This is a genomic window from Tenacibaculum profundi (genome assembly GCF_052050075.1).
GTDB lineage: Bacteria > Bacteroidota > Bacteroidia > Flavobacteriales > Flavobacteriaceae > Polaribacter.
The window spans coordinates 638695-659614 of record NZ_CP197225.1; the positions used below are offsets into that span (position 1 = coordinate 638695).

Genomic DNA, 20920 nt, shown 5'->3' on the forward strand with positions numbered 1-20920 from the left:
ATAATTAAATCATAAATAAAGCCTTAACATATTATTTTGTTAAGGTTTCTTTTTTTTACTTATTTTTGACGCGTGTTAAAAATAAAGGAACACATATTAATTTTATTCATAGTTGTATTACTGTTACCTTCAGTTATACAATTATTTCATTCGTTTGAAAGCCATATACACAATATTTGTTCTGCAGTTGACGAACATCACTTTCACGAACAAGAACAAAGTTGTTCTCAATGGCATTTTCAATTAGAAATATTTCATTATGAAAATTTGAGAAAATTCACTTCAATTTTCGTAAAACCTGATCTACTTCCTATTGAAAACCCAAGTAGTATATTTACTTTAGACAATAATAAAAAGTCTTCAAGAGCACCTCCCTTCACGTTATAATTATTTTAAATCTGTATATAATTATAAATACAATAACTAAATAAATGAATTTAAAAAGCATTTCTTTGTTGCTTTTAGTACTAAACTCTTTGTCTGTATTAATTGCTCAAGAATGTAAGCTTGTTTTTTCTGGTTTTGTAGAAGATTTTCATGATAAATCTCCTATAGTCGGTGCTACCATTTTTGTAAAAAATTTAAATAAGTATACGACTACCGATACAGAAGGTAAGTTTACATTAAAAAATATCTGCCCAGGTACTATAACTGTACATGTATCGCATGTTGCATGTGACCCTCAAGAATTTCATTTTGAAGTGAGTAGTGATATTTTTAAAATTATTGATCTAGAACATCACATAGAACAACTAAATGAAATAAGTATTAAAGGGAACCTTGGTCTAAAAACCAAAACTTCCCAAGAAACTTTGTTGAGTAGTAAAGAACTGGAAAACTTTAGTAATGCAAATTTAGGAGATGCAATAAAAAAGGTATCTGGTGTATCCTCTATAAATACTGGAAATTCAATAGTAAAGCCAATAATCAATGGTTTACACAGTAGCAGGGTTTTGATATCTTTTAACAATGTTAGACTGCAAGATCAAGAATGGGGTATAGAACATGCGCCTAATATTGATATCAATGCTGCTGGATCAATATCGGTTATTAAAGGAGCTAATGCTCTTCAATATGGAGGTGACGCTATAGGTGGTACAGTTATCATTAATCCAAAAAGAAACTTTAGTAAAGATAGTTTATTTGGGAAAACAATTGTTTCACAACAAACAAATGGTCGTCTTTTTTCTGTTAGTTCAAGTGTTAATAAAAATTACTCCTCAGGCTGGTTTGCTAATGGTCAAACCAGTTACAAAAGAGCTGGTGATTTTAGAGCACCAAATTACAATCTTACAAACACAGGAATAAACTCGAAATCTTTTAGTTTTAATAGTGGTTACAAGAAATTTGATAAAGGTTTTGAAGCGTTTTACAGCTACATTGCAAATACTATCGGAATTTTACGTTCTTCTCATATAGGAAATGTAACCGATTTGGTAAACGCTATAAAAACTCCAAAACCAAGCATAATAAAGGATTTTGATTACGACATTCATAATCCTAAGCAAAATGTTACACATCAACTTTTAAAAGTAGCTGCTTACAAGCGATTTAAAGGCTTTGGAAAGGTTTCTTTTCAATATGACTATCAACGAAATAAAAGATTAGAATTTGATGTACGCCGTGGAGGAAGAAGTGATAAAGCTGCCCTAGATTTATTATTACAAACCCATTCAGCAAAGTTAGATTTTCTTTTAGATTCTAATTCTGAGAGCATTTATAAATTTGGTGTTAACATTGGAACTCAAAATAATTTTCCAAAAGTTACAGGAGTAAGAAGGTTAATTCCTGATTATGATCACCATTATATTGGTGCATACACTATTGGTAATTTTAAATTCGAAAAAATATTTTTAGAACTAGGTTTACGCTATGACTTTGATCATGTAAATGCAAAAAAATATTATAAAAATTCTTTTTGGTCAGAAAAAAACTATCCAGAAGATTTTGGACATACCGTATTGTTAAGTAACATCAATGGCGGACAACTATTAGCCAATCCAAAATTTAACTATAACAATATTTCAGGTTCTATTGGAATGATTTATTCTTTAAATTCAAACCATTCAATTACACTAAACTATGGTTTATCTAATAGAGCTCCAAATCCTTCTGAATTATTTAGTGATGGCTTACATCACTCTGCTGCAAGAATTGAACTAGGAGATTTACGTATAAAACAGGAAACTTCAAACAGAATTTCGACAACATATCAATATACTAAAAAAAATATGGATTTCACGTTTGAATCATTTTATAATCATATTACGGATTTTATTTATATGGAGCCGTCGGGTATTGAAGCAACTTTAAGGGGTGCTTTTCCCGTCTGGAGTCACAAGCAAATTAATGCACAACTTTTTGGTTTTGATACAAATTTAAATTATCAATTAACCAATACTATTTTATTTAACAATAAAATATCGTTTTTAAGAGGTTCAGATTTATCTACTAAAAGACCTTTAATAGATATCCCTCCTTTTAAAACCTCAACAACTTTATTTTTCAAAAAAGAAAACTGGAAAAATTTCTATGCTTCTTTAGAAAGTGAGTTTAATGCCGAACAAACACAATTCCCTAATAATAATTTTGAAGTATATATACCAACTACTTCAAGCTATGAATTAGTGGACATAAGCTCGCCTCCATCTTCGTATCATTTATTAAATTTCTCTTCAGGAATTGATTTCAACCTATCTAAAACAACGGTTGAACTCAATTTTACCATTGATAATATTTTCAATACATCATATAGAAATTATTTGAATAGATTAAGGTATTTCTCAGATGACATAGGAAGAAATTTCCGATTACAATTAAAATTTAATTATTAATCAAAAACATATTAATTATGAAACATATTAAATTATTAGCCATATTATTCATATCAACGTTAACTTTCACAGCCTGTTCAGATGATGATGAAACAACTCCAGAACCAGAACATGAAGAAGAACTTATTACAACAATGAAAATTGAACTAACTCCAGAATCTGGCAATGGTACAGTTATTTTTACAAGTACAGATTTAGACGGTGATGGTGGAGAAGATCCTAAAATAGTTGCTCCAAATTTAGCAGCAAACACAACTTACAAAGGCTCAATAACACTATTAAATGAAAATGAAAGCCCTGCCGATAACATTACAGATGAGGTTAAAGAAGAAGCCGAAGAACATCAATTTTTCTATATTGTAAAGGATCTAAATAGTACTTTTACCTATACTGGTCAAAAGGATGCTAATAATAATCCAATAGGAATTGATTTCGAATTAAAAACAGGTAATGCAGGAACTGGCTCTTATACTTTTATCTTAAGACATGAACCAAATAAAACAGCTGATGGTGTTTCTAATAATGATATTACCAATGCTGGAGGTGAAACAGATATTGAAGCAGTATTTGGTGTTACTATTGAATAAATAGTTTATAAACTTTTTATTAAAAAAGGCTCGATCTGATACGAATCGAGCCTTTTGTTATTTGTAAAGGTAATTACTTTTTTATTATATCAGCTTAAGAATACACAACCGAAATCTCTAATCATAAAAACCTGGTTGAATAATGCTTCATTAGAGACTATAGGTATTTCAATCAACATATAATTTTGTGTTGCTTCAAATCCATTTTTGTTAACTAGCTTTATTTTAATGACTTCTGTTTTCATATGTATAAGCTTTGATTATACTGCAAATTACTTAGTAATTCTAATGGTATATTCCGCTTTTAGCTCAAACTCTATTAAGTTTCTATAAATGTGCTTAATCGACAGTTAAAATGAATATGATATTAGATAAAAAACCCACTCAAAATTTGAGTGGGAAAATTGCTATGAAAAAGAAAGTCTAAGGACGTCTCCAAAGACTTTACAAATATACATAAATATATTTTATACTAAAAAACAAACTTTATTTATTTCATAAAAAACACAGATTCGTAAAACTTAATAAGCACTCGTTTATTAAACAGTACGAAAAAAGAAATAAATATTCCTGAGCACGAATACTTAATTTTATACTTTTTTATTTAAATTAACAAAACAATGCAACTTAAATATAATAATCGTCCCAATAAATTTAATATGCGTCTACATCAATAATAAAGCGAATAGATCGGTAATCTTTGACTGCTTCAAATACTTCCATTATTTTTTGTATTTGTTTCTTAGTTTTCAATAAAGATTGTTTCGGTGGTACTTTAAGAGTTAAATTCTTAATATACTGATTTCTTACTCTTGATACAACTGGCTCAGTAGGTCCCATAACATTACTACCAAAAGAGTTCCTTAAAGCTTTTGCCAACCAATTTATACCTGAATCTACCTTTAAATAATCTCTATGTTTTAATGTTATTTTTATAATTCTATAGTATGGAGGGTAGTTAAATTGCCATCGATCTTGGAGCTGTTCTTTATACATTTCTACATAACTATTAGTGGATACCTGTTGTAAAATTTGATGGTATGGATTGTAGGTCTGAATAGCTACTGCTCCTCGTTTTTTTGATCTCCCAGATCTTCCTGATACTTGTACAAGCAGTTGGTAAGCGCGTTCATGAGCCCTAAAATCAGGAAAATTTAACATAGAATCTGCATTCATAACACCTACTAGTGAAACATTCTTAAAATCTAATCCTTTAGAAAGCATTTGCGTTCCTACTAGAACATCTATTTCTTGAGCTTCGAAAGCTCTTATTATTTTTTGATACCCGTTTTTACCTCTGGTAGTATCTAAATCCATTCTACCAATATTAATATCGGGAAAAAGTTCTTTTAATTCTAGTTCGATTTGTTCTGTACCAAAACCTTTAGAATCTAAAGTACTGCCTCCGCAAGCATCACAAGCATTTGGCATAGCTCTATAATAACTGCAATAATGACACTTCAACTCTTTTCTATATTTATGATAAGTTAAACTAACATCACAGTTAGGACACTGAGGAGATACTCCACAAGTAGTGCATTCTACAACTGGAGAAAAACCTCTTCTATTCTGAAATAATATGATTTGTTCTTTCTCATTTAGTGCTTCATTAATCATTTGAATTAAACGATCTGAAAAATGCCCCTTCATTCGTTTTTTCTTGTATTTTTCTTTAAGATCAATCAACTCTATATTAGGTAATTGAATATTTCCAAAACGTTTATTTAAGTGTATAAAACCATATTTTTTTTCAGAAGCATTATAGAAGCTTTCTAATGAAGGAGTTGCTGAACCTAATAAAACCTTTGCCTGATGTTGATGACCAAGTACTACAGCAGTATCTCTCGCGTTATATCTCGGAGCAGGGTCAAATTGCTTATATGAATTTTCGTGTTCTTCATCAACAATTATAAGTCCTAAATCGGAAAATGGTAAAAAGACAGACGATCGAGCACCCAGAACGAGTTGTGCCTTTGTTTTACTATTTAAAACATTATTCCAAACCTCTACTCTTTCATTCATAGAATATTTTGAGTGAAATACTGATAAATAATCTCCGAAATATATTTCAAGTCGGGAAATTATTTGTGTAGTTAAAGCTATTTCAGGTAATAAAAATAAGACTTGCTTTCCTTTATCTAAAAATTCTTTAATTAATTTCACATATATCTCTGTTTTTCCAGAGCCTGTTACACCATTTAATAGCGAGACTGAATACTTTTCGAAAGACTGTTTAACCTGTAAAAACGCCTTTTCTTGATGTTCATTTAAGACTTTTAAATCACTAACCTCCCCTTTAAAACTAACTCTATCCTGCTGTAAATGGTAAAACTCAAATATGTTTTTTGAAATTAATGTATTTAATACAGATAAAGAAATGTTAGCCTTATCCTGTAATTCTTTTACTTTAACTTGTTTCGAATTACTTGCTAATTGAAAATAGAGAAGTACTGCTTCTCGTTGCTTTTTAGATCTAGATAGCTTTTCTAATAAAGTTTTTAATTCGTCAGTATTATTAAACTTATCTTTTAGTTTTATATATCTAATTAATTTTGGTTTATATACTTCATAAATTTTTTCTTTTATATGAACGGCATTTTTCTGAATAAGTTCATCGATGATGGGAAGTACCTTCTTCTTATCTAAGATATCGCAAACTTGATTTATTGTAAGTTGTGAATGATTTTGTAATGCCTCAAAAATTAAAAAAGCATCATCTCCTAGTTCAAGATCATTCTTAAAAGCATCATTCTTAAAAATAATCGTTTCACTTTCCAAAAGAAAAGCTGAAGGCAATGCAGCTCTGTATACATCTCCTAAGGCACACATGTAGTAATTCGATATCCATTCCCAATGTTTAATCTGCTGTTGGTTAACAACTGGAGCTTCATCTAATATTTGATGAATATCTTTTGCAACATATAAAACTGGAGATTTTTTATGAATATTAAATACTAAAGCCGTATAAATCTTATTTTTTCCAAATGGAACTGCAACACGCATTCCTGTTTTAAGGTACTTTGATTCAGCTTCTGTTATTGCGTAGGTATAAGTTTTTCGCAAAGGTATGGGTAATATTACATCTATAAAATGGATAAAATATAATTTTTAAAAATTCAAAATTACAACAAATTCATAATATTTAAGCACCTTTTACAAATAGCTAAAACTATTTTAATTTAATTAAATAAACCTAATGAGTACATATTTTCTTGATTTTAACATGGGAATAATCCAACTACTTTTATGGTAATAATTGTAAAACTACAATTATTTAGATGTATATAAACAAGTTAAAAGAATGATCTATCATTAAAATATTTGTTGTACTTCTGTTTTTTTGTTTAATATATTTTAATTAAAATGAAAACATATTTTATACCAGATAAAAAATTAAGATTTATTTAAAATTAAGAATTCCTAAAAACCCTTAATGTTATTAAATACATAAAAAAATAGTTAAAAAAAAGACTTGAAATGACTCTTTATTAAAAAATTGTTAATAATATTGATAATTACGCATTTAACTAATTATACTTTGTATATTTGCAGTGTAATAAAAAATCAAAAAAAGTAATCATGAAATCATTATTTAATTCCCTATTAATTACAGTTGTTTTATTTCTTTCTGTAGGTACTTTTGCTAATGATAATTTACCTAAAGCAACAAGTGTATTACATTCAGAAATAGTTGAATTAATTGGGAAGAGAGTACCAATGGAATCAAAAGAAAACTTATTAGTTCGTGTTTCTTTTGTTCTAAATAATCAAAATGAACTAGTTATTCTAGATGTCATTTCAAAAGACGATGATTTGAACTCTTACATAAAAAATAAATTAAATTACAAAAAACTTTCTACTAAAATAGAAGGAAAAAACCAAGAGATTTATACACTACCTATAAAGGTTAATCAATAAATCATTTTAATTATTGAATAAAAAAGAGGCTTTTTAAGCCTCTTTTTTTAATAAGTTAGTTTTTCCAGCAACTTTCTTATTTCTAATGAATTCCAATTCGCCGCTCCATTTTTAGACACTACTATTTCTCCCAAAGAATTAATGATATATGTCTGAGGAATAGAAGAAGATTTTAATGCTTCAGGCACCGACGATTCCCATCCATAAGTAGGTAAATTATAACCTTTATTTTTATAAAACTGATCAACATCACTCCAGTTTTCATTGGTAACAAAAATAAAGTTAATTTTATTTTTATAATCATCATAAAGCTTTTGCATACTAGATAATTCTGCTCTGCAAGGAGGGCACCAAGTAGCCCAAAAATTAATTAAAAAAACATTATTTCTTAATTCTTTTCCCTGGATAGACTTTGTATTTAAACCTTTTAACGACCAATTATAATCAGAAAGCACTTCCCTATCAACTTGTTCTATCACTGATGGCGAAAAAGATACTAATCGTATTATGAACTCTTTTGAAGGAGGGTACAACATGGCTCCCACAAGAACTAACATTAGGCTATTTGAAATTATTTTTTTTGAAAACATCATTACTTTATTCGATTTTAAAAATACAATAAATTTTATTTAATGTTCATAGGATAATAGTTTTGTCTACTTTTCAATTCAATACTTACTTTCTTTTTAGTTGATAAAAATATTCAACAACTTCAAAGAATTTGTTTCTCATATTTTAGCTACTTTAGCTTAAAATAAAACAAACTTAATTCTAAACAATGAAAAATATAGCATTAACACACATTCATGAGTCTTTAGGAGCTAAAATTGTTCCTTTTGCGGGTTTCAATATGCCTGTACAGTACGAAGGTGTGAATATTGAGCACGAAACTGTAAGAAATGGGGTTGGAGTTTTTGACGTGAGCCATATGGGTGAATTTTTCTTGAAAGGTGAAAACGCCTTAGCTTTAATTCAAAAAATAACATCAAACGATGCTTCAAAACTAACACCTGGAAAAGCCCAATATAGTTGTATGCCTAATGATAATGGTGGTATTGTTGATGACTTAATTATTTATATGATTAGTGATGATGAGTACATGCTAGTAGTGAATGCTTCTAATATTGAAAAAGACTGGAATTGGATTTCTAAATTTAATGATTTAGATGTTGAAATGGAAAACCGTTCTGATGATTGGTCTTTATTGGCTATACAAGGTCCTAAGGCGGTTGAGGCAATGCAATCTCTTACTTCAGTAAATCTTTCCACTATTAAATTCTATACTTTTGAAATAACTGATTTTGCTGGGCTACCTAATGTAATTGTTTCAGCAACAGGATATACTGGATCTGGAGGATTTGAAATTTATGTTAAAAATGAAAACGTAGAAGCTGTATGGAAAAGCGTTTTTGAAGCTGGAATGAAATGGGGTATTAAACCAATAGGTTTAGCTGCTCGAGATACTTTACGTTTAGAAATGGGCTATTGTTTGTATGGTAATGACATAGATGATAGTACCTCTCCAATTGAAGCTGGTCTTGGATGGATAACAAAATTTAATAAAGATTTTGTAAACGCTGAAACACTAAAAAAGCAAAAGGAAGAAGGAGTCTCGCGCAAATTAATTGCTTTTGAATTAACAGAGCGTGGTATACCTCGACAAGGTTATGATATAGTTAACTCTGAGGGACAAATAATAGGTAATGTTACTTCTGGAACTATGAGCCCTTCTTTAAATAAAGGAATTGGTTTAGGTTATGTAAAAATTGACTACACTAAAATTGATAGTAAAATCTTTATCCAAATTCGTAAAAAACAGGTAGCAGCAAAAGTTATAAAACTTCCATTTTACAAGAAATAAGTCTTATTTTACCATAAAAAAGCAAACAGCAGTTGGGGCGTCTCCAACTGCTGTTTACTTTTGATTAGAGTTTATCTCTTAAGTTTTTAGAAAATTCTTTTCTAATATTAGCTTTATTTAAAAACGTCTTTTTTTCTAAAATTTCTTCAGCAAAAGAATTAGATAAAAGTAACGTAGACTCAACGTCTTCAAATGTTGTTTTAGGGTTAATCAAACACATTCTTAGGACAACTTGTTTATTTAAAACAGTAGTCACAAATAAAGCTTCACCAGATGTCATAATTTTTTCTGATATTTTCTGATTAAGTAAATCAACTTCTTGTTCCGTTAAATTTAATCCTATAGGATTATATCTAAAATTTATAACAGCTAAAGTTGCAGGTGATATAATTTCCCAATTTCTACTTTTACGTAATAATTTTTCTACATTCTCAGCTAGCTTAATACCATAATCAACTGCTTTTTTAAAAACATCAAGACCATATGTTTTTATGGACATATAAAATTTTAAAGCTCTAAAACGACGCGTCAACTGAATTCCATAATCGTAAAAATTTATTTCAGATTCATTTCCTTCAATATCTCTTAAATACTCTGGACTCTCACTAAAAGTATTGCTTAACCATGACGCATCTTTTACCAAGAGACAACCTATTTCATAAGGTTGGAAAAACCACTTATGGGGATCCACAGTTAAAGAATCTGCTCTCTCAATACCCTTCAAAATTTCTTTTCCATTTTCTGCTAAAATCGCTGCCCCTCCATAAGCTCCGTCAACATGCATCCAAATTCCCTCTTCTTCACAAATATCAGCAATATCATTTAATGGATCTACAGTACCTGTATTTGTGCTTCCAGCAGTTGCTATGAAACAAAATGGCTGTAACCCTTCTAGTTTATCTTTTGCAATTGCATTTTTTAATTTATTAATACTTATTCTAAACTCAATGTCTGTTGGTAGAACCCTGATTTGTTCTTTTCTAAAACCTAAAACACGAATTGCCTTAATATTTGAAGAATGAGCTTGGTCAGATAAATAAATTATGGCTTTTGAAAAATCATCGCCACATTTAATTCTTCTGGCTGTTACTAAGGCTGTTAAATTAGCCATTGAACCTCCACTTGTAAATACTCCTCTTCCTTCATTTACAGGGAAATTAAACATTTTTAACAACCAATTGGTTGTTACAATTTCTATTTCAGCAGCTGCAGGTGATACAATCCAACCTCCTGAAAAAATATTAAAACCTGTTGCCAAACTATCTGCCATAGTACTTATGAAATTACTAGGTCCTGGGACAAAAGAATAGGCTTTGGGGTGTGTAGTTACCACACTATTTGCTATGACATTTTCCATAACAAACTCAAGAACCTTCTCTGCATCCATACCCTTTTCCGGAGCCTCCTGTAAAAAAACATCATCCATTTCTTTTCTAGTAGCTCGAATAACTGGTTTTTTTTTGTCAAAAGTATCCCAATGGTCAACGATTAAATCGACAATTTTATATCCGTACGACTGCATTTCTTCTTTTGATAAATCAAAATGAGCGCTCATATTTCTAAAAATTTTATAATTATTTCAAAAATAACATAATTAACAACCAATTCCTTGAGTATTCAAACATATTTTACCTAATTCTTAATAAATTTGACTTATGTTTTTCATTATTTTTGTTGTCTAAATTATTTTATTTTGAAAAGACTTATTGTTCTATTTCTTTTACTCTATTCTGTTGATAATTTTTCACAGACAAAGAAAATTAAAGTTCTATCTAGTGAATACTCAGAGACTGACGAAAATAAATACCCAGGAGCTACTGTTTTACTTGGTAATGTAAAAATTGCTCACGAAGGAGCTACACTGGAGTGCAAGCAAGCTTTGCTTTACAAAAAGAAAAATTTATTTAAAGCTGCTGGTGAAGTTATTATAGAGCAAGGCGATAGCATCACTCAGTATAGTGACTTTGCTTTATATAACGGAGATACAAAAAAAGCAACTTCATGGGGGAATGTGGAGGTTAATGATAAGGAAATGAAAATGAGTACTGATACTTTATATTTTGACAGAAAAGAACAAGTACTATTTTACAAAAGCGGAGGAATAATAAATGATAAGGAAAACACCTTAAAAAGTAAGGTAGGAACATACTATCTCGAAAAGAAAAAATTTTCAGCAAAATCCAAAGTAACTGTTCTGAATAAACAGCATTTTTTGGAATCAAATCATCTAGATTATTACACGAACTCGAATTTCGTCTACTTATATGGACCCAGCACAATAACAAATCTAAAAGATAGTACTAAAGTTTATTCAGAAAGAGGCTTTTATGACACCAATACAGAGATTTCTTACTTTGTTAAAAGAGCAAAACTTTTCTTAAAAGATAGAACAGTGGAAGCTGATAGTTTGTATTATGATAAACGAAAAGGGTTTGCCTCAGCTACGAATAAAATAAAAGTAATTGACACTATTCAAAATATGGTTACAAAAGGTAATTATGCTGAATTATTTGAAGAAAAAGATTCCTTATTTATTACAGATAAAGCTGTTGCTATCTCTGTTCATGAAAAGGATTCAATGTACATTCACGGAGATAAAATTCTTGTAACAGGTAAAAGCAAAGAACGCATAATAAGAATTTTTAATGACGTTAAAATTTTTAAATCAAACCTTCAAGGTAAGTGTGATTCAATTCATACGAGTCAAATAAGCAGTTTGACACAAATGTTCCAAAACCCCATTCTTTGGTCAGGAAAAAGTCAAATAACTGGAGATACAATCCAACTACTTTCAGATAATCAAACAAACAAGCTAGATTCTTTATTCGTTCGTAAAAATGGATTTATCATTGAAAAAGATTCTCTTGCTATTGATGATTTTAATCAAATTAAAGGTAGAGATATTTTTGGAAAATTTGATGGGAATGACTTGAGAACGATGTTAGTAAAAGGAAATGCAGAATCACTATATTTTAATAGAAGTGATAAAACTAAAAAACTGGAAACCATAACTAAAGAAATTGCTAGTGATATTGAATTTACTTTAGAAGACAATCAAATTACGCAGACAAAATATTTCAAAAAATCGGAAGGTAAAACTTTTCCTCCTTCGGAATTTCCTGTAGACAAGAAAAAATTTAACGGTTTCATATGGCGCGGTGACGAGCAACCGTTAACCATGGAAGACATTTTTTTAAATGATAAAGAAAATGGAAAAATTAAAAATCCAAAAGTTAATCTAAAAAATTCTAGAGATAATATAAATAAAGTAAAAAAACAGCTTTCTGAAGAATTTAAGAAAAAACAGAAATCAACAGATTATAAATTTTCAAAAGAATAGTTATAATGAAAGACCAATTCTTAAAACATCAAGGGCAAACTACTCCTCATCCTTTAGCTATTGAAATTTCTTATGCAAAGGGAAGTTATATATACGACAATAATGGAAACGAATTATTAGATTTCGTTGCTGGAGTTTCGGCAAATAGCCTTGGTCATAATTATCCAAAAGTTACAGAAGCCATTGAAAAACAATTAGAAAAATATTCTCATGTCATGGTATATGGTGAGTTCATTCAGAAACCTCAATTAGAACTATCAGTTGCTTTGTCAAAAACTTTACCTAATTCATTATCTTCTGTTTATTTAGTTAATTCTGGCACAGAAGCTACAGAGGGAGCTTTAAAACTTGCCAAACGCTTTACAGGACGAAGTGAAATTATTGCAGCCAAGAATTCGTACCATGGCAATACGCAAGGTGCTATGAGCGTATGTGGAATGGAAAAACAGAATCAAGCATACAGACCGCTTATTCCTGGAGTTAAATTTATTACATTTAATAATGAAATTGAATTAAGTAAAATTACAACAAAAACAGCCTGTATAATTCTAGAAACTATTCAGGGAGGTGCTGGTTTTATAGAGCCCTCTAATAACTTCTTGAAAAAAGTTAAAAAAAAATGTGAAGATGTTGGTGCTCTTTTAATTTTGGATGAAATTCAATCAGGTATCGGTAGAACAGGAAAATTTTGGGGTTTTGAAAATTATGATGTCATACCTGATATTATAATAACAGGTAAAGGCCTCGGAGGAGGAATGCCTATAGGAGCTTTTATTTCTTCTTATGAGATCATGTCATATTTAAAAGATAATCCGAAATTAGGACACATTACAACTTTTGGAGGGCATCCCGTGATTGCTGCTGCTGGATTAGCTACTATTAAGGAAATAAGTAATACTTCTCTAATTAAAGAGTCTTTAGAAAAAGAAAAAATAATCAGAGATTTTTTTAAAGGGCATAAAAAAATAAAAGAAATTAGAGGTAAAGGGTTAATGCTTGCTTTGATTGTTGAATCTTCTGATGTTGCTACTAGAGTTATCTTAGAATGTATGCAAAAAGGATTGATTCTTTTTTGGCTTTTATTTGAAGAAAAGGCAATTAGAATTACCCCCCCACTAACAATTTCAAAAGAAGAGATTCTAAAAGGTTGTAAAATTATTCTTGAAGTATTAAATAAAAACGATTAGTAAATGAACAGGCTACTTTTATATCTGATAAGTATCAAAAACAGTTTACATTGTAGAGTCGAAATCCTATTTTATTTAAATTCACTATTACTCCAATGGCACTAACTAGTTTTTAATCTTAATAGGTTTTAAATTTATTAACCTAATTATCAAAAAAAAACGATTTTTATTGTCGTTTTTTTATTTTAAAAGAATTTATTGATTAAAACTTAGTACTAAAAGTACCATTTACCCCTAAAATATTTAACTAAACACCAATAAATCAGATATTAACACATTTTTTGTACAATCGACCTATTTTTCATATTTTGCATTGCACTAAACAATTGATTATATGCCGAGCGAAATTAAACGCCTTTTTGATTTTCCTTATTACCAATTAGAAACTTACAATTTATCAAAAGCATTTACAACAAAATATAACGGTAAATGGCAATCCGTATCCACAAAAGAATACATTGAACAAGCAAATGCTATTAGTCGTGGTCTGTTACGTCTTGGAATTAAACCAGATGATAAAATTGCACTTATTTCAACAAATAATAGAACTGAATGGAATGTTTGTGACATCGGAATTCTACAAGTAGGTGCTCAGAATGTTCCTATATATCCTACAATTTCTAAAGAAGACTACGAATATGTTTTAAACCATTCTGGTTGTGTATATTGTTTTGTTTCTGATGTTGAAGTATTAGAAAAAATAAACCAAATTAAGTCAAAAACTAATTTAAAGGATGTTTTTACATTTGATGATATTGAGGGAGAAAGAAGTTGGAAAGAAGTATTAAATTTAGGTAAAGACAAAAGTAATCAAGATGAAGTAGAATTTAGAAAAAGTGCAGTAACACCAGATACTTTAGCTACTATAATTTATACCTCAGGAACAACAGGACGGCCTAAGGGGGTTATGCTTACTCATAAAAACATTGTATCAAACGTAATAAGCAGTGAAAAAAGAGTTCCTTTTGAATATGGTAAAGAAAGATCATTAAGCTTTCTACCAATATGTCATATTTTCGAAAGGATGATTTTATATTTATATCAATACTGTGGGGTTTCTGTTTACTTTGCTGAATCTATCGATCAATTAAGTGCAAATGCACAAGAAATTAAACCTAATGTCATGACAGCTGTTCCTCGACTATATGAAAAAATATATGACCGAATATACGCAAAAGGAGCTGAGTTATCTGGAATAAAAAAGAAATTATTCTTTTGGGCAATTGAATTAGGTCTAAAATATAAACCCTATAAAGCTAATGGTTGGTGGTATGAAAAGCAATTGAGTATTGCGCGTAAACTCATATTTTCGAAATGGCAAGCTGCTCTTGGTGGTGAGTTAAAACTAATGGTATCAGGTTCAGCTCCACTTCAACCAAGGTTAGCTAGAATGTTTGCAGCCGCAGGAATGCCTGTTATGGAAGGATATGGGCTTACAGAAACATCTCCTGTAATTTCTGTGAATGATCAAAGAAATGGAGGATTTAGAATAAAAACCGTAGGTAAAGTTATTAATGGTGTCGAGGTTAAGATTGCTGAAAGTGGTGAAATTTTAGTAAAAGGGCCAAACATAATGGTGGGATACTATAAAGACCCGGAAAAAACAGCTAAGGTACTAAAAGACGGATATTTTCATACAGGCGATAAAGGAGAAATTTGTGAAGATGGATTTCTTAGGATTACAGGTAGAACAAAAGAAATGTTCAAAACATCTGGCGGAAAGTATGTTATACCTACTCTATTGGAAGGAAAATTAAAGCAATCAAGATTTATTGAACAAGTTATGGTAATTGGTGAAGGTGAAAAAATGCCTGCAGCGTTAATCCAACCTAACTTTAAGTTTGTAAGAGAATGGGCTAAAAGGCATCAGATACTGCTTGGTGATAACACCAGTATTACAGACAACAAGAAGGTAATTGAGCGAATTCAGGAAGAAGTCGATGAATGTAATACCAATTTTGGTAAATGGGAACGGATCAAACGTTTTGAATTAACACCTGATGAGTGGTCTATAGATGGTGGTCACCTTACCCCTACAATGAAAATGAAAAGAAAAATAATTAAAGGTATTTATAACAATTTATATGAAAAAATTTACAGACCCTAATTTTTTTCACAATAATATATAGCGTCATTGTATATTTTATAATGGCGTTTTTTTACATCTAAAAATGAGTAAACTTCATTCTTTTACATCTGACATTAGTCATATTAAACTTCCAGATGAAATTGCATATCCACATAACTATTTTCCTCATAAAATTGCTCAAATAGCCTCAGAGGAACTTCAGGTTTATTTAAAAACGCAAAAGGCCATCAATCATATGGTAGGACTTAACTCAATTGCTGGAATCGGGAAAATGTTTGGAGTACTGGTTGTAAAAGACACTTCAGATGAGTTAATGTACTTAGCAGCTTTTTCTGGAAAAATATTAAATAGTAATCTACACCCTTATTTTGTTCCTCCAGTTTTTGATAATTTAGATCCCAACAATTTTTATGTAAAAGCAGAGGCTAAATTAAATAAATTAACAAAAGAAATTAATAAACTCTGCAAAGACAAAGAATATTTAAATATTAAACTTGACTTTGAAGATAAAAAAAAACTCAATAAAAAAATTCTTGAGCAAGAAAAAATTAAAATAAAAGAACGAAGGAAATTAAGGAAAAAAGAAAATAAAGTCGACAATCAAAAAAACTTAAATGAAGAGTTTTTTTTGAGAGAATATGAAATTTACTTAAACCAAAAATTAAAGCCATTAGAGTTAAATTATGTAGCCTTAAATGATAAAATAAACAGGCTAATTAAAAAAAGATCAAAACTTTCAGTTGATACACAAAGAAAACTATTTGAAAGTTATCTTTTTTTAAATAGCAATAATAGATCTTTAAACTTATTTGATATCTACAAAAATAATACTCAAAATATCCCTTCAGGAGCAGGAGAATGTTGTGCTCCAAAACTATTTCAATATGCTTTTTTAAATAAGCTAAAACCTATTGCTCTAGCAGAATTTTGGTGGGGTAATCCGTTATCATCTTCTGTTAGAAAACATAAACAATACTATCCTGCCTGTAAAGGAAAGTGTAGGCCTATTTTAAATCATATGTTAAAATATTTACCTATAGCTCCTAATCCTTTATTAAAAAGCCTTAATCAAATACAAACGTTAAATATCATATACGAAGATGAATATTTAATGGCAATTAATAAACCTGAGAAAATACTAAGTGTTGAAGGTAAGGAAGTGAAAAATAGTATTGAACATTTGGTAAAAAAAAACTATCCAAATTTATCGGGTCCTTTAATTGTTCATCGATTAGACATGTCTACTTCAGGAGTTTTATTAATAGCTAAAAGTAAACAAATACATAAACATTTACAGCAACAGTTCGTTCAAAAAAAAATATACAAAAAGTACGTAGCACTACTTGATGGTATCTTAAAAAAAGATAGAGGCTTAATCGATCTGCCTCTTAGAGTTGATATTGATGACAGACCAAGACAAACGATATGCTATCGTTATGGAAAAAAAGCACTGACTAAGTGGGAAAAAATATCAATTGAAAACAATGTAACCAGAGTTAACTTTTACCCTATTTCTGGACGAACACACCAGCTAAGAGTACATTCTGCTCACAAAAGTGGGTTAAATATACCAATTATTGGAGATCAACTTTACGGAAAAAGAAATAAAAGGCTTTATTTACATGCTGAGGAAATTATGTTTATACATCCTATATCTAAAGAAAAAATTAAAATTATAGCTCCTGTACCTTTTTAAATAATTATTATAGATTAAAGTAAAATCTCCTTTCTTTCGAAAGGAGATTATCCCTTAAATATTAGCAGAATGTATTGTATTTGAAATACAAATACATATGCAATATACCAAAAATAGGCCTTTTAAACACTAAGGGTTAACCCTTAAAACAAAGTAGGTGGTTTTACCAAACAAAACACCTATAAACCATTAAAAAAGCTCTCAAAAAGAGAGCTAAACTAAAAACCAATTTAAAAAATCTAATAATGAAAAAACTTTTTAATAAATTTATTTTTAAACAGCAACAAAAAACTAAAAATAAGCCACATTGCTACAAAAACCCTGATTAACAATACATTATTAACGTTCAATGTCTTTTAACTATTCATCGATCTTTAAAGTATTTTTATCATATATTTGTTTACATGGATATTGTAATTATTACTGGCGGTAGCAACGGAATTGGAAAGGCCTTAGCTCAAAAATATGCTTCAAAAAAATATAAAGTATTTTCTTTTTCAAGAAGTAAATCTGGAATAAAAAATATTACTGAAAAAATAATTGATCTGAGTGATATATTAAAATCTAAAACTCAGTTCACTTTATTTTTAAACAACTTTAACAGCAAAAAAATCAAATCGTTACACTTGATTAATAATGTAGCTCGTATAGGAACAATAGCAAATATTGAGAATATCGACTCTGGTGATATTTTAAAAAGTATTAATCTGAACATTACCCTACCAATATTACTTTCAAAATTATTTATTGAACATACAAAAGAAATTTCTTGTCAAAAGAAAATCACAAACATATCATCTGGAGCAGCAATTAAACCATACGAAGGTTGGAGTATTTATTGCGCATCTAAAGCTGCTTTAGATATGTTTACTAAAACTATTGCATCTGAACAGACTTCACTTAAAAATGGGGTAAAATGTATAGCACTTTACCCTGGTGTTGTTGATACCAATATGCAAAAAAAAATTAGGGAAACGAAAGAAATAAATTTTAGTAAATTACAGCGTTTCATTAACTTGAAAAAAAACAACGAATTATTCACTCCTTATTACGTGGCTGAAACTATATATAAAATTATAGATAATGATGAATTAAAAAATGGATCTATATTTGATATAAGGGACTTCTAAGTATATTTATCTAAAAATAATATTATCTTTAATAAATGCATGCTTATAACGCTCACTAAAAGGTATTTGATAATCCCCCTCTAGAATAATAAGATTGTCTTCAAAATAAATTTCTTTAATTTTATTGATGTTAATAATATTATTTCTATGAACTTGTCTGAAATTAGCATTGCCGATTATTTCCTTTAATTTTGATAATGATAATTTTATCAAATAACAACCATGCACGCAAGCTATATTACAATACTTTTCTTTTACCTCTACAAAAATTATTGACTCTATATCTACTTTTACAACACAATTTTTTTTCTTTATAAAAAGATACGATGGGCTTATCACGGCTCCTTTATCATGAAAACTAATACTATTCGATTGATGATATGACGCTTCAATTGCTAGTTCAAGAGAATATAAAAGTTCAAGCTCATTATAAGGCTTTAACAAATATACCATTGGATTTGTTAATTTTGCTTTATTAAAAATAGCTTTGCTTTGCATACTTGTCAAAAACAAGATAGGTATATTGGCTCTTTGTCTGTGAATACGTTTTGCTAATTCAATACCTTCTGGCTTACCTTCTATCATAATATCTAAAATTATTATATCAAAAAAGTAGTTTTGAATTTTAATTTCCGCCTCCGTTAGATTTTGAGCTCTTACTACCTCATAATCATTTTGCTCGAGAAAACAAGTCAATTGACTTGCTTCTTTATCTAAGTCTTCTAGTAAAAGTAATTTAAGTTTGGTCATAGTATAAAAATAAACTAATTTCCTTAGAAACCCAATTTTATCAGGTTTTATAGTAATTGTTAATTTTTATAATCTGATAAACTAAATATTATTTGATCATAGTATTCTGTCAATGCTGTAAACAATAAAAAGCCACATATTATTATGCGACTTTTCTTAAAAGGGGAAATAAACATACATATTCTATGTTATGCAAAATTTGTTGCAAAAGTATTTATAGCTATTTTAATTAAAGTTATGAAAACCTTAACAAAAAGCTAAATAATTAACAATAAAGCTATTCTTAGTTGATATCTAATCGTGTGTTTAAAACAATATAGGAGTCAATAATAAAATAAAAAAGGATAAGAAGTTTCTTTATTAATAAACATTCCTATCCTTACACTAAAGCTTACTACACTTAGTATAAAACTAATGGTATAAATACAATTCTATTAACTATTTAGATACTTTATCAGTTAAAGAAGATAAAAGGTAATTTATCAACGATGAATAAAAAATATTAACATATAAAGGTCAAATTAATTTCTAAATGAAAAAGTTATTACCAACATTCCTATTTCAATTTTGAATAGGTAATAATTCTTGTAAACAAGTTACTTCAATTTTAAATAATATAATTTCTATAAATTGGTATTTTCAAAAATCATGTAAATTGCAAACTCATAAACTTTCAAATAACTCTTCATCAAAAATGAAATATCTTGACTTATTTCCAATTTTCATTATTAAACTATTTTTCTTTATTTCTTGTACTCAAATTAAAAATTTAAGTATTGATGACCAATATAAAATAAATGCTATGATTGATTCGATGCAAACTTTAGATCAAAAAAATAGATATAACATAATAACTATTGAAAAAAAATATAGAGTTGATGTCAATAGTAATAACGGAAAAATTTTAACAAAAAAACTGAAAAAAGAAAAATTAGGAGTTAACTATAATTCATACAAAAGAAGTAAAGACAGTCTTCGTGAAATTTTTGAGAAAACAAATAATTTAAACACAGAACGCCTCATAGATATAACAGAAAAATATGGATATCCTAGTAGAAAACGTATTTCCAATTACACAGCTTCTGCCCTTTCTATATTTATCAACTCAAATAAAAACTATTTTTCAAAAATTAGAGAAATCATTGCAAAAGAATACAAAGCAAAAAGAATTTCAGAATACGAAAAAGACTTCATCCTTTGGCACGTAAACGGTAGAAAAACTACCCCTCCGATACGTAAAAAAAATAACAGTTAAAGGTATGTTCATAATTTTATGCTTAATTAAAAAATAAAAATGTGACTTATTAAAAAGTTTTGTGTCATAAATACAAATAAACGTTCATATTTTATTGATAAAATACGCTGAATTAATTATTTTAAACAAGTTATAAAGTGAAACATAAAGTAAACCTCATTGGATAGACCGAGGTCCCTAAAAAGAAACATTTTCCTCTTACTTAATATAATTCAAAATTAATTTCTTACACTAAATTTTTATCTTACACTAAAGCGTTGACAAAAAATAACT

16 protein-coding genes are annotated in these 20920 nt (G+C 28.9%); 11 read left to right on the forward strand and 5 right to left on the reverse strand.

Features of this window, described 5'->3' with window-relative positions:
* The first annotated feature begins 72 nt into the window (after positions 1-72).
* Genes ACSIGE_RS02560 through ACSIGE_RS02570 form a run of 3 tightly spaced genes read left to right on the forward strand, consistent with a single transcriptional unit; the run spans position 73 to position 3421 of the window.
* A complete protein-coding gene (locus ACSIGE_RS02560) occupies positions 73-387 on the forward strand; it encodes a hypothetical protein (RefSeq protein ID WP_440881232.1) in 315 nt (104 codons plus the stop codon).
* A gap of 44 nt (positions 388-431) precedes the next feature.
* Complete coding sequence (locus ACSIGE_RS02565) at positions 432-2834, forward strand: TonB-dependent receptor (protein ID WP_440881233.1); 2403 nt, start codon at positions 432-434, stop codon at positions 2832-2834.
* Between the two features lie 17 nt (positions 2835-2851).
* Positions 2852-3421, forward strand: a complete 570-nt coding sequence (locus ACSIGE_RS02570) for a type 1 periplasmic binding fold superfamily protein (RefSeq protein ID WP_440881234.1) — start codon at positions 2852-2854, stop codon at positions 3419-3421.
* Positions 3422-3510: 89 nt separating this feature from the next.
* Here ACSIGE_RS02570 and ACSIGE_RS02575 read toward each other — a convergent pair whose 3' ends face one another.
* Positions 3511-3666 carry a hypothetical protein gene (locus ACSIGE_RS02575; RefSeq protein ID WP_440881235.1) on the reverse strand — a complete coding sequence of 52 codons (156 nt, stop codon included), beginning with the start codon at positions 3664-3666 and terminating at the stop codon, positions 3511-3513.
* A 409-nt stretch (positions 3667-4075) separates the two neighbouring features.
* Positions 4076-6484, reverse strand: a complete 2409-nt coding sequence (gene priA, locus ACSIGE_RS02580; protein ID WP_440881236.1) for a replication restart helicase PriA — start codon at positions 6482-6484, stop codon at positions 4076-4078.
* Between the two features lie 516 nt (positions 6485-7000).
* Here priA and ACSIGE_RS02585 point away from each other — a divergent pair.
* A complete protein-coding gene (locus tag ACSIGE_RS02585; protein WP_440881237.1) occupies positions 7001-7339 on the forward strand; it encodes a hypothetical protein in 339 nt (112 codons plus the stop codon).
* A gap of 47 nt (positions 7340-7386) precedes the next feature.
* On the opposite strand, the gene ACSIGE_RS02590 is transcribed toward ACSIGE_RS02585, so the two are convergent.
* Positions 7387-7932 carry a TlpA family protein disulfide reductase gene (locus ACSIGE_RS02590; protein ID WP_440881238.1) on the reverse strand — a complete coding sequence of 182 codons (546 nt, stop codon included), beginning with the start codon at positions 7930-7932 and terminating at the stop codon, positions 7387-7389.
* 185 nt (positions 7933-8117) lie between these two features.
* On the opposite strand from ACSIGE_RS02590, the gene gcvT reads away from it, so the two are divergent.
* Positions 8118-9200, forward strand: coding sequence for a glycine cleavage system aminomethyltransferase GcvT (gcvT, locus tag ACSIGE_RS02595; RefSeq protein WP_440881239.1), 1083 nt, complete (start codon positions 8118-8120; stop codon positions 9198-9200).
* 64 nt (positions 9201-9264) lie between these two features.
* On the opposite strand, the gene ACSIGE_RS02600 is transcribed toward gcvT, so the two are convergent.
* The gene (locus ACSIGE_RS02600) at positions 9265-10755 is read right to left on the reverse strand and encodes a pyridoxal phosphate-dependent decarboxylase family protein (RefSeq protein WP_440881240.1); all 1491 of its coding nucleotides are present in this window, start codon (positions 10753-10755) and stop codon (positions 9265-9267) included.
* 138 nt (positions 10756-10893) lie between these two features.
* Between ACSIGE_RS02600 and ACSIGE_RS02605 the strand changes: the two genes are divergently transcribed.
* The 5 genes from ACSIGE_RS02605 (at position 10894) to ACSIGE_RS02625 (ending at position 18642) form a co-directional block, all read left to right on the forward strand.
* Entirely contained in the window at positions 10894-12540 is a 1647-nt protein-coding gene (locus ACSIGE_RS02605; RefSeq protein ID WP_440881241.1) for an OstA-like protein, read from the forward strand.
* 5 nt (positions 12541-12545) lie between these two features.
* A complete protein-coding gene (locus ACSIGE_RS02610; RefSeq protein WP_440881242.1) occupies positions 12546-13727 on the forward strand; it encodes an aspartate aminotransferase family protein in 1182 nt (393 codons plus the stop codon).
* A gap of 334 nt (positions 13728-14061) precedes the next feature.
* On the forward strand, positions 14062-15834 hold the full coding sequence (locus ACSIGE_RS02615) for an AMP-dependent synthetase/ligase (protein WP_440881243.1): 1773 nt from the start codon (positions 14062-14064) through the stop codon (positions 15832-15834).
* A 64-nt stretch (positions 15835-15898) separates the two neighbouring features.
* The gene (locus tag ACSIGE_RS02620) at positions 15899-17512 is read left to right on the forward strand and encodes an RluA family pseudouridine synthase (RefSeq protein WP_440881244.1); all 1614 of its coding nucleotides are present in this window, start codon (positions 15899-15901) and stop codon (positions 17510-17512) included.
* A gap of 404 nt (positions 17513-17916) precedes the next feature.
* Positions 17917-18642 (forward strand): SDR family NAD(P)-dependent oxidoreductase, encoded by a 726-nt coding sequence (locus ACSIGE_RS02625; RefSeq protein ID WP_440881245.1) that lies wholly within the window; start codon positions 17917-17919, stop codon positions 18640-18642.
* A 6-nt stretch (positions 18643-18648) separates the two neighbouring features.
* Here ACSIGE_RS02625 and ACSIGE_RS02630 read toward each other — a convergent pair whose 3' ends face one another.
* Positions 18649-19392: a LytR/AlgR family response regulator transcription factor gene (locus ACSIGE_RS02630; RefSeq protein WP_440881246.1), complete on the reverse strand. Its 744-nt coding sequence runs from the start codon at positions 19390-19392 to the stop codon at positions 18649-18651.
* A 655-nt stretch (positions 19393-20047) separates the two neighbouring features.
* Here ACSIGE_RS02630 and ACSIGE_RS02635 point away from each other — a divergent pair.
* Complete coding sequence (locus tag ACSIGE_RS02635; RefSeq protein ID WP_440881247.1) at positions 20048-20647, forward strand: hypothetical protein; 600 nt, start codon at positions 20048-20050, stop codon at positions 20645-20647.
* The last annotated feature ends 273 nt before the right edge of the window (positions 20648-20920 follow it).

Excerpts from the sequence above, each read along its gene's own strand:
- gcvT (WP_440881239.1), top strand. The coding sequence starts at position 8,118 with ATGAAAAATATAGCATTAACACACATTCATGAGTCTTTAGGAGCTAAA.
- ACSIGE_RS02600 (WP_440881240.1), bottom strand. The coding sequence starts at position 10,755 with ATGAGCGCTCATTTTGATTTATCAAAAGAAGAAATGCAGTCGTACGGA.
- ACSIGE_RS02620 (WP_440881244.1), top strand. The coding sequence starts at position 15,899 with ATGAGTAAACTTCATTCTTTTACATCTGACATTAGTCATATTAAACTT.
- ACSIGE_RS02590 (WP_440881238.1), bottom strand. The coding sequence starts at position 7,932 with ATGATGTTTTCAAAAAAAATAATTTCAAATAGCCTAATGTTAGTTCTT.
- ACSIGE_RS02625 (WP_440881245.1), top strand. The coding sequence starts at position 17,917 with ATGGATATTGTAATTATTACTGGCGGTAGCAACGGAATTGGAAAGGCC.
- ACSIGE_RS02570 (WP_440881234.1), top strand. The coding sequence starts at position 2,852 with ATGAAACATATTAAATTATTAGCCATATTATTCATATCAACGTTAACT.
- ACSIGE_RS02565 (WP_440881233.1), top strand. The coding sequence starts at position 432 with ATGAATTTAAAAAGCATTTCTTTGTTGCTTTTAGTACTAAACTCTTTG.
- ACSIGE_RS02615 (WP_440881243.1), top strand. The coding sequence starts at position 14,062 with ATGCCGAGCGAAATTAAACGCCTTTTTGATTTTCCTTATTACCAATTA.
- ACSIGE_RS02630 (WP_440881246.1), bottom strand. The coding sequence starts at position 19,392 with ATGACCAAACTTAAATTACTTTTACTAGAAGACTTAGATAAAGAAGCA.
- ACSIGE_RS02585 (WP_440881237.1), top strand. The coding sequence starts at position 7,001 with ATGAAATCATTATTTAATTCCCTATTAATTACAGTTGTTTTATTTCTT.
- ACSIGE_RS02610 (WP_440881242.1), top strand. The coding sequence starts at position 12,546 with ATGAAAGACCAATTCTTAAAACATCAAGGGCAAACTACTCCTCATCCT.
- ACSIGE_RS02575 (WP_440881235.1), bottom strand. The coding sequence starts at position 3,666 with ATGAAAACAGAAGTCATTAAAATAAAGCTAGTTAACAAAAATGGATTT.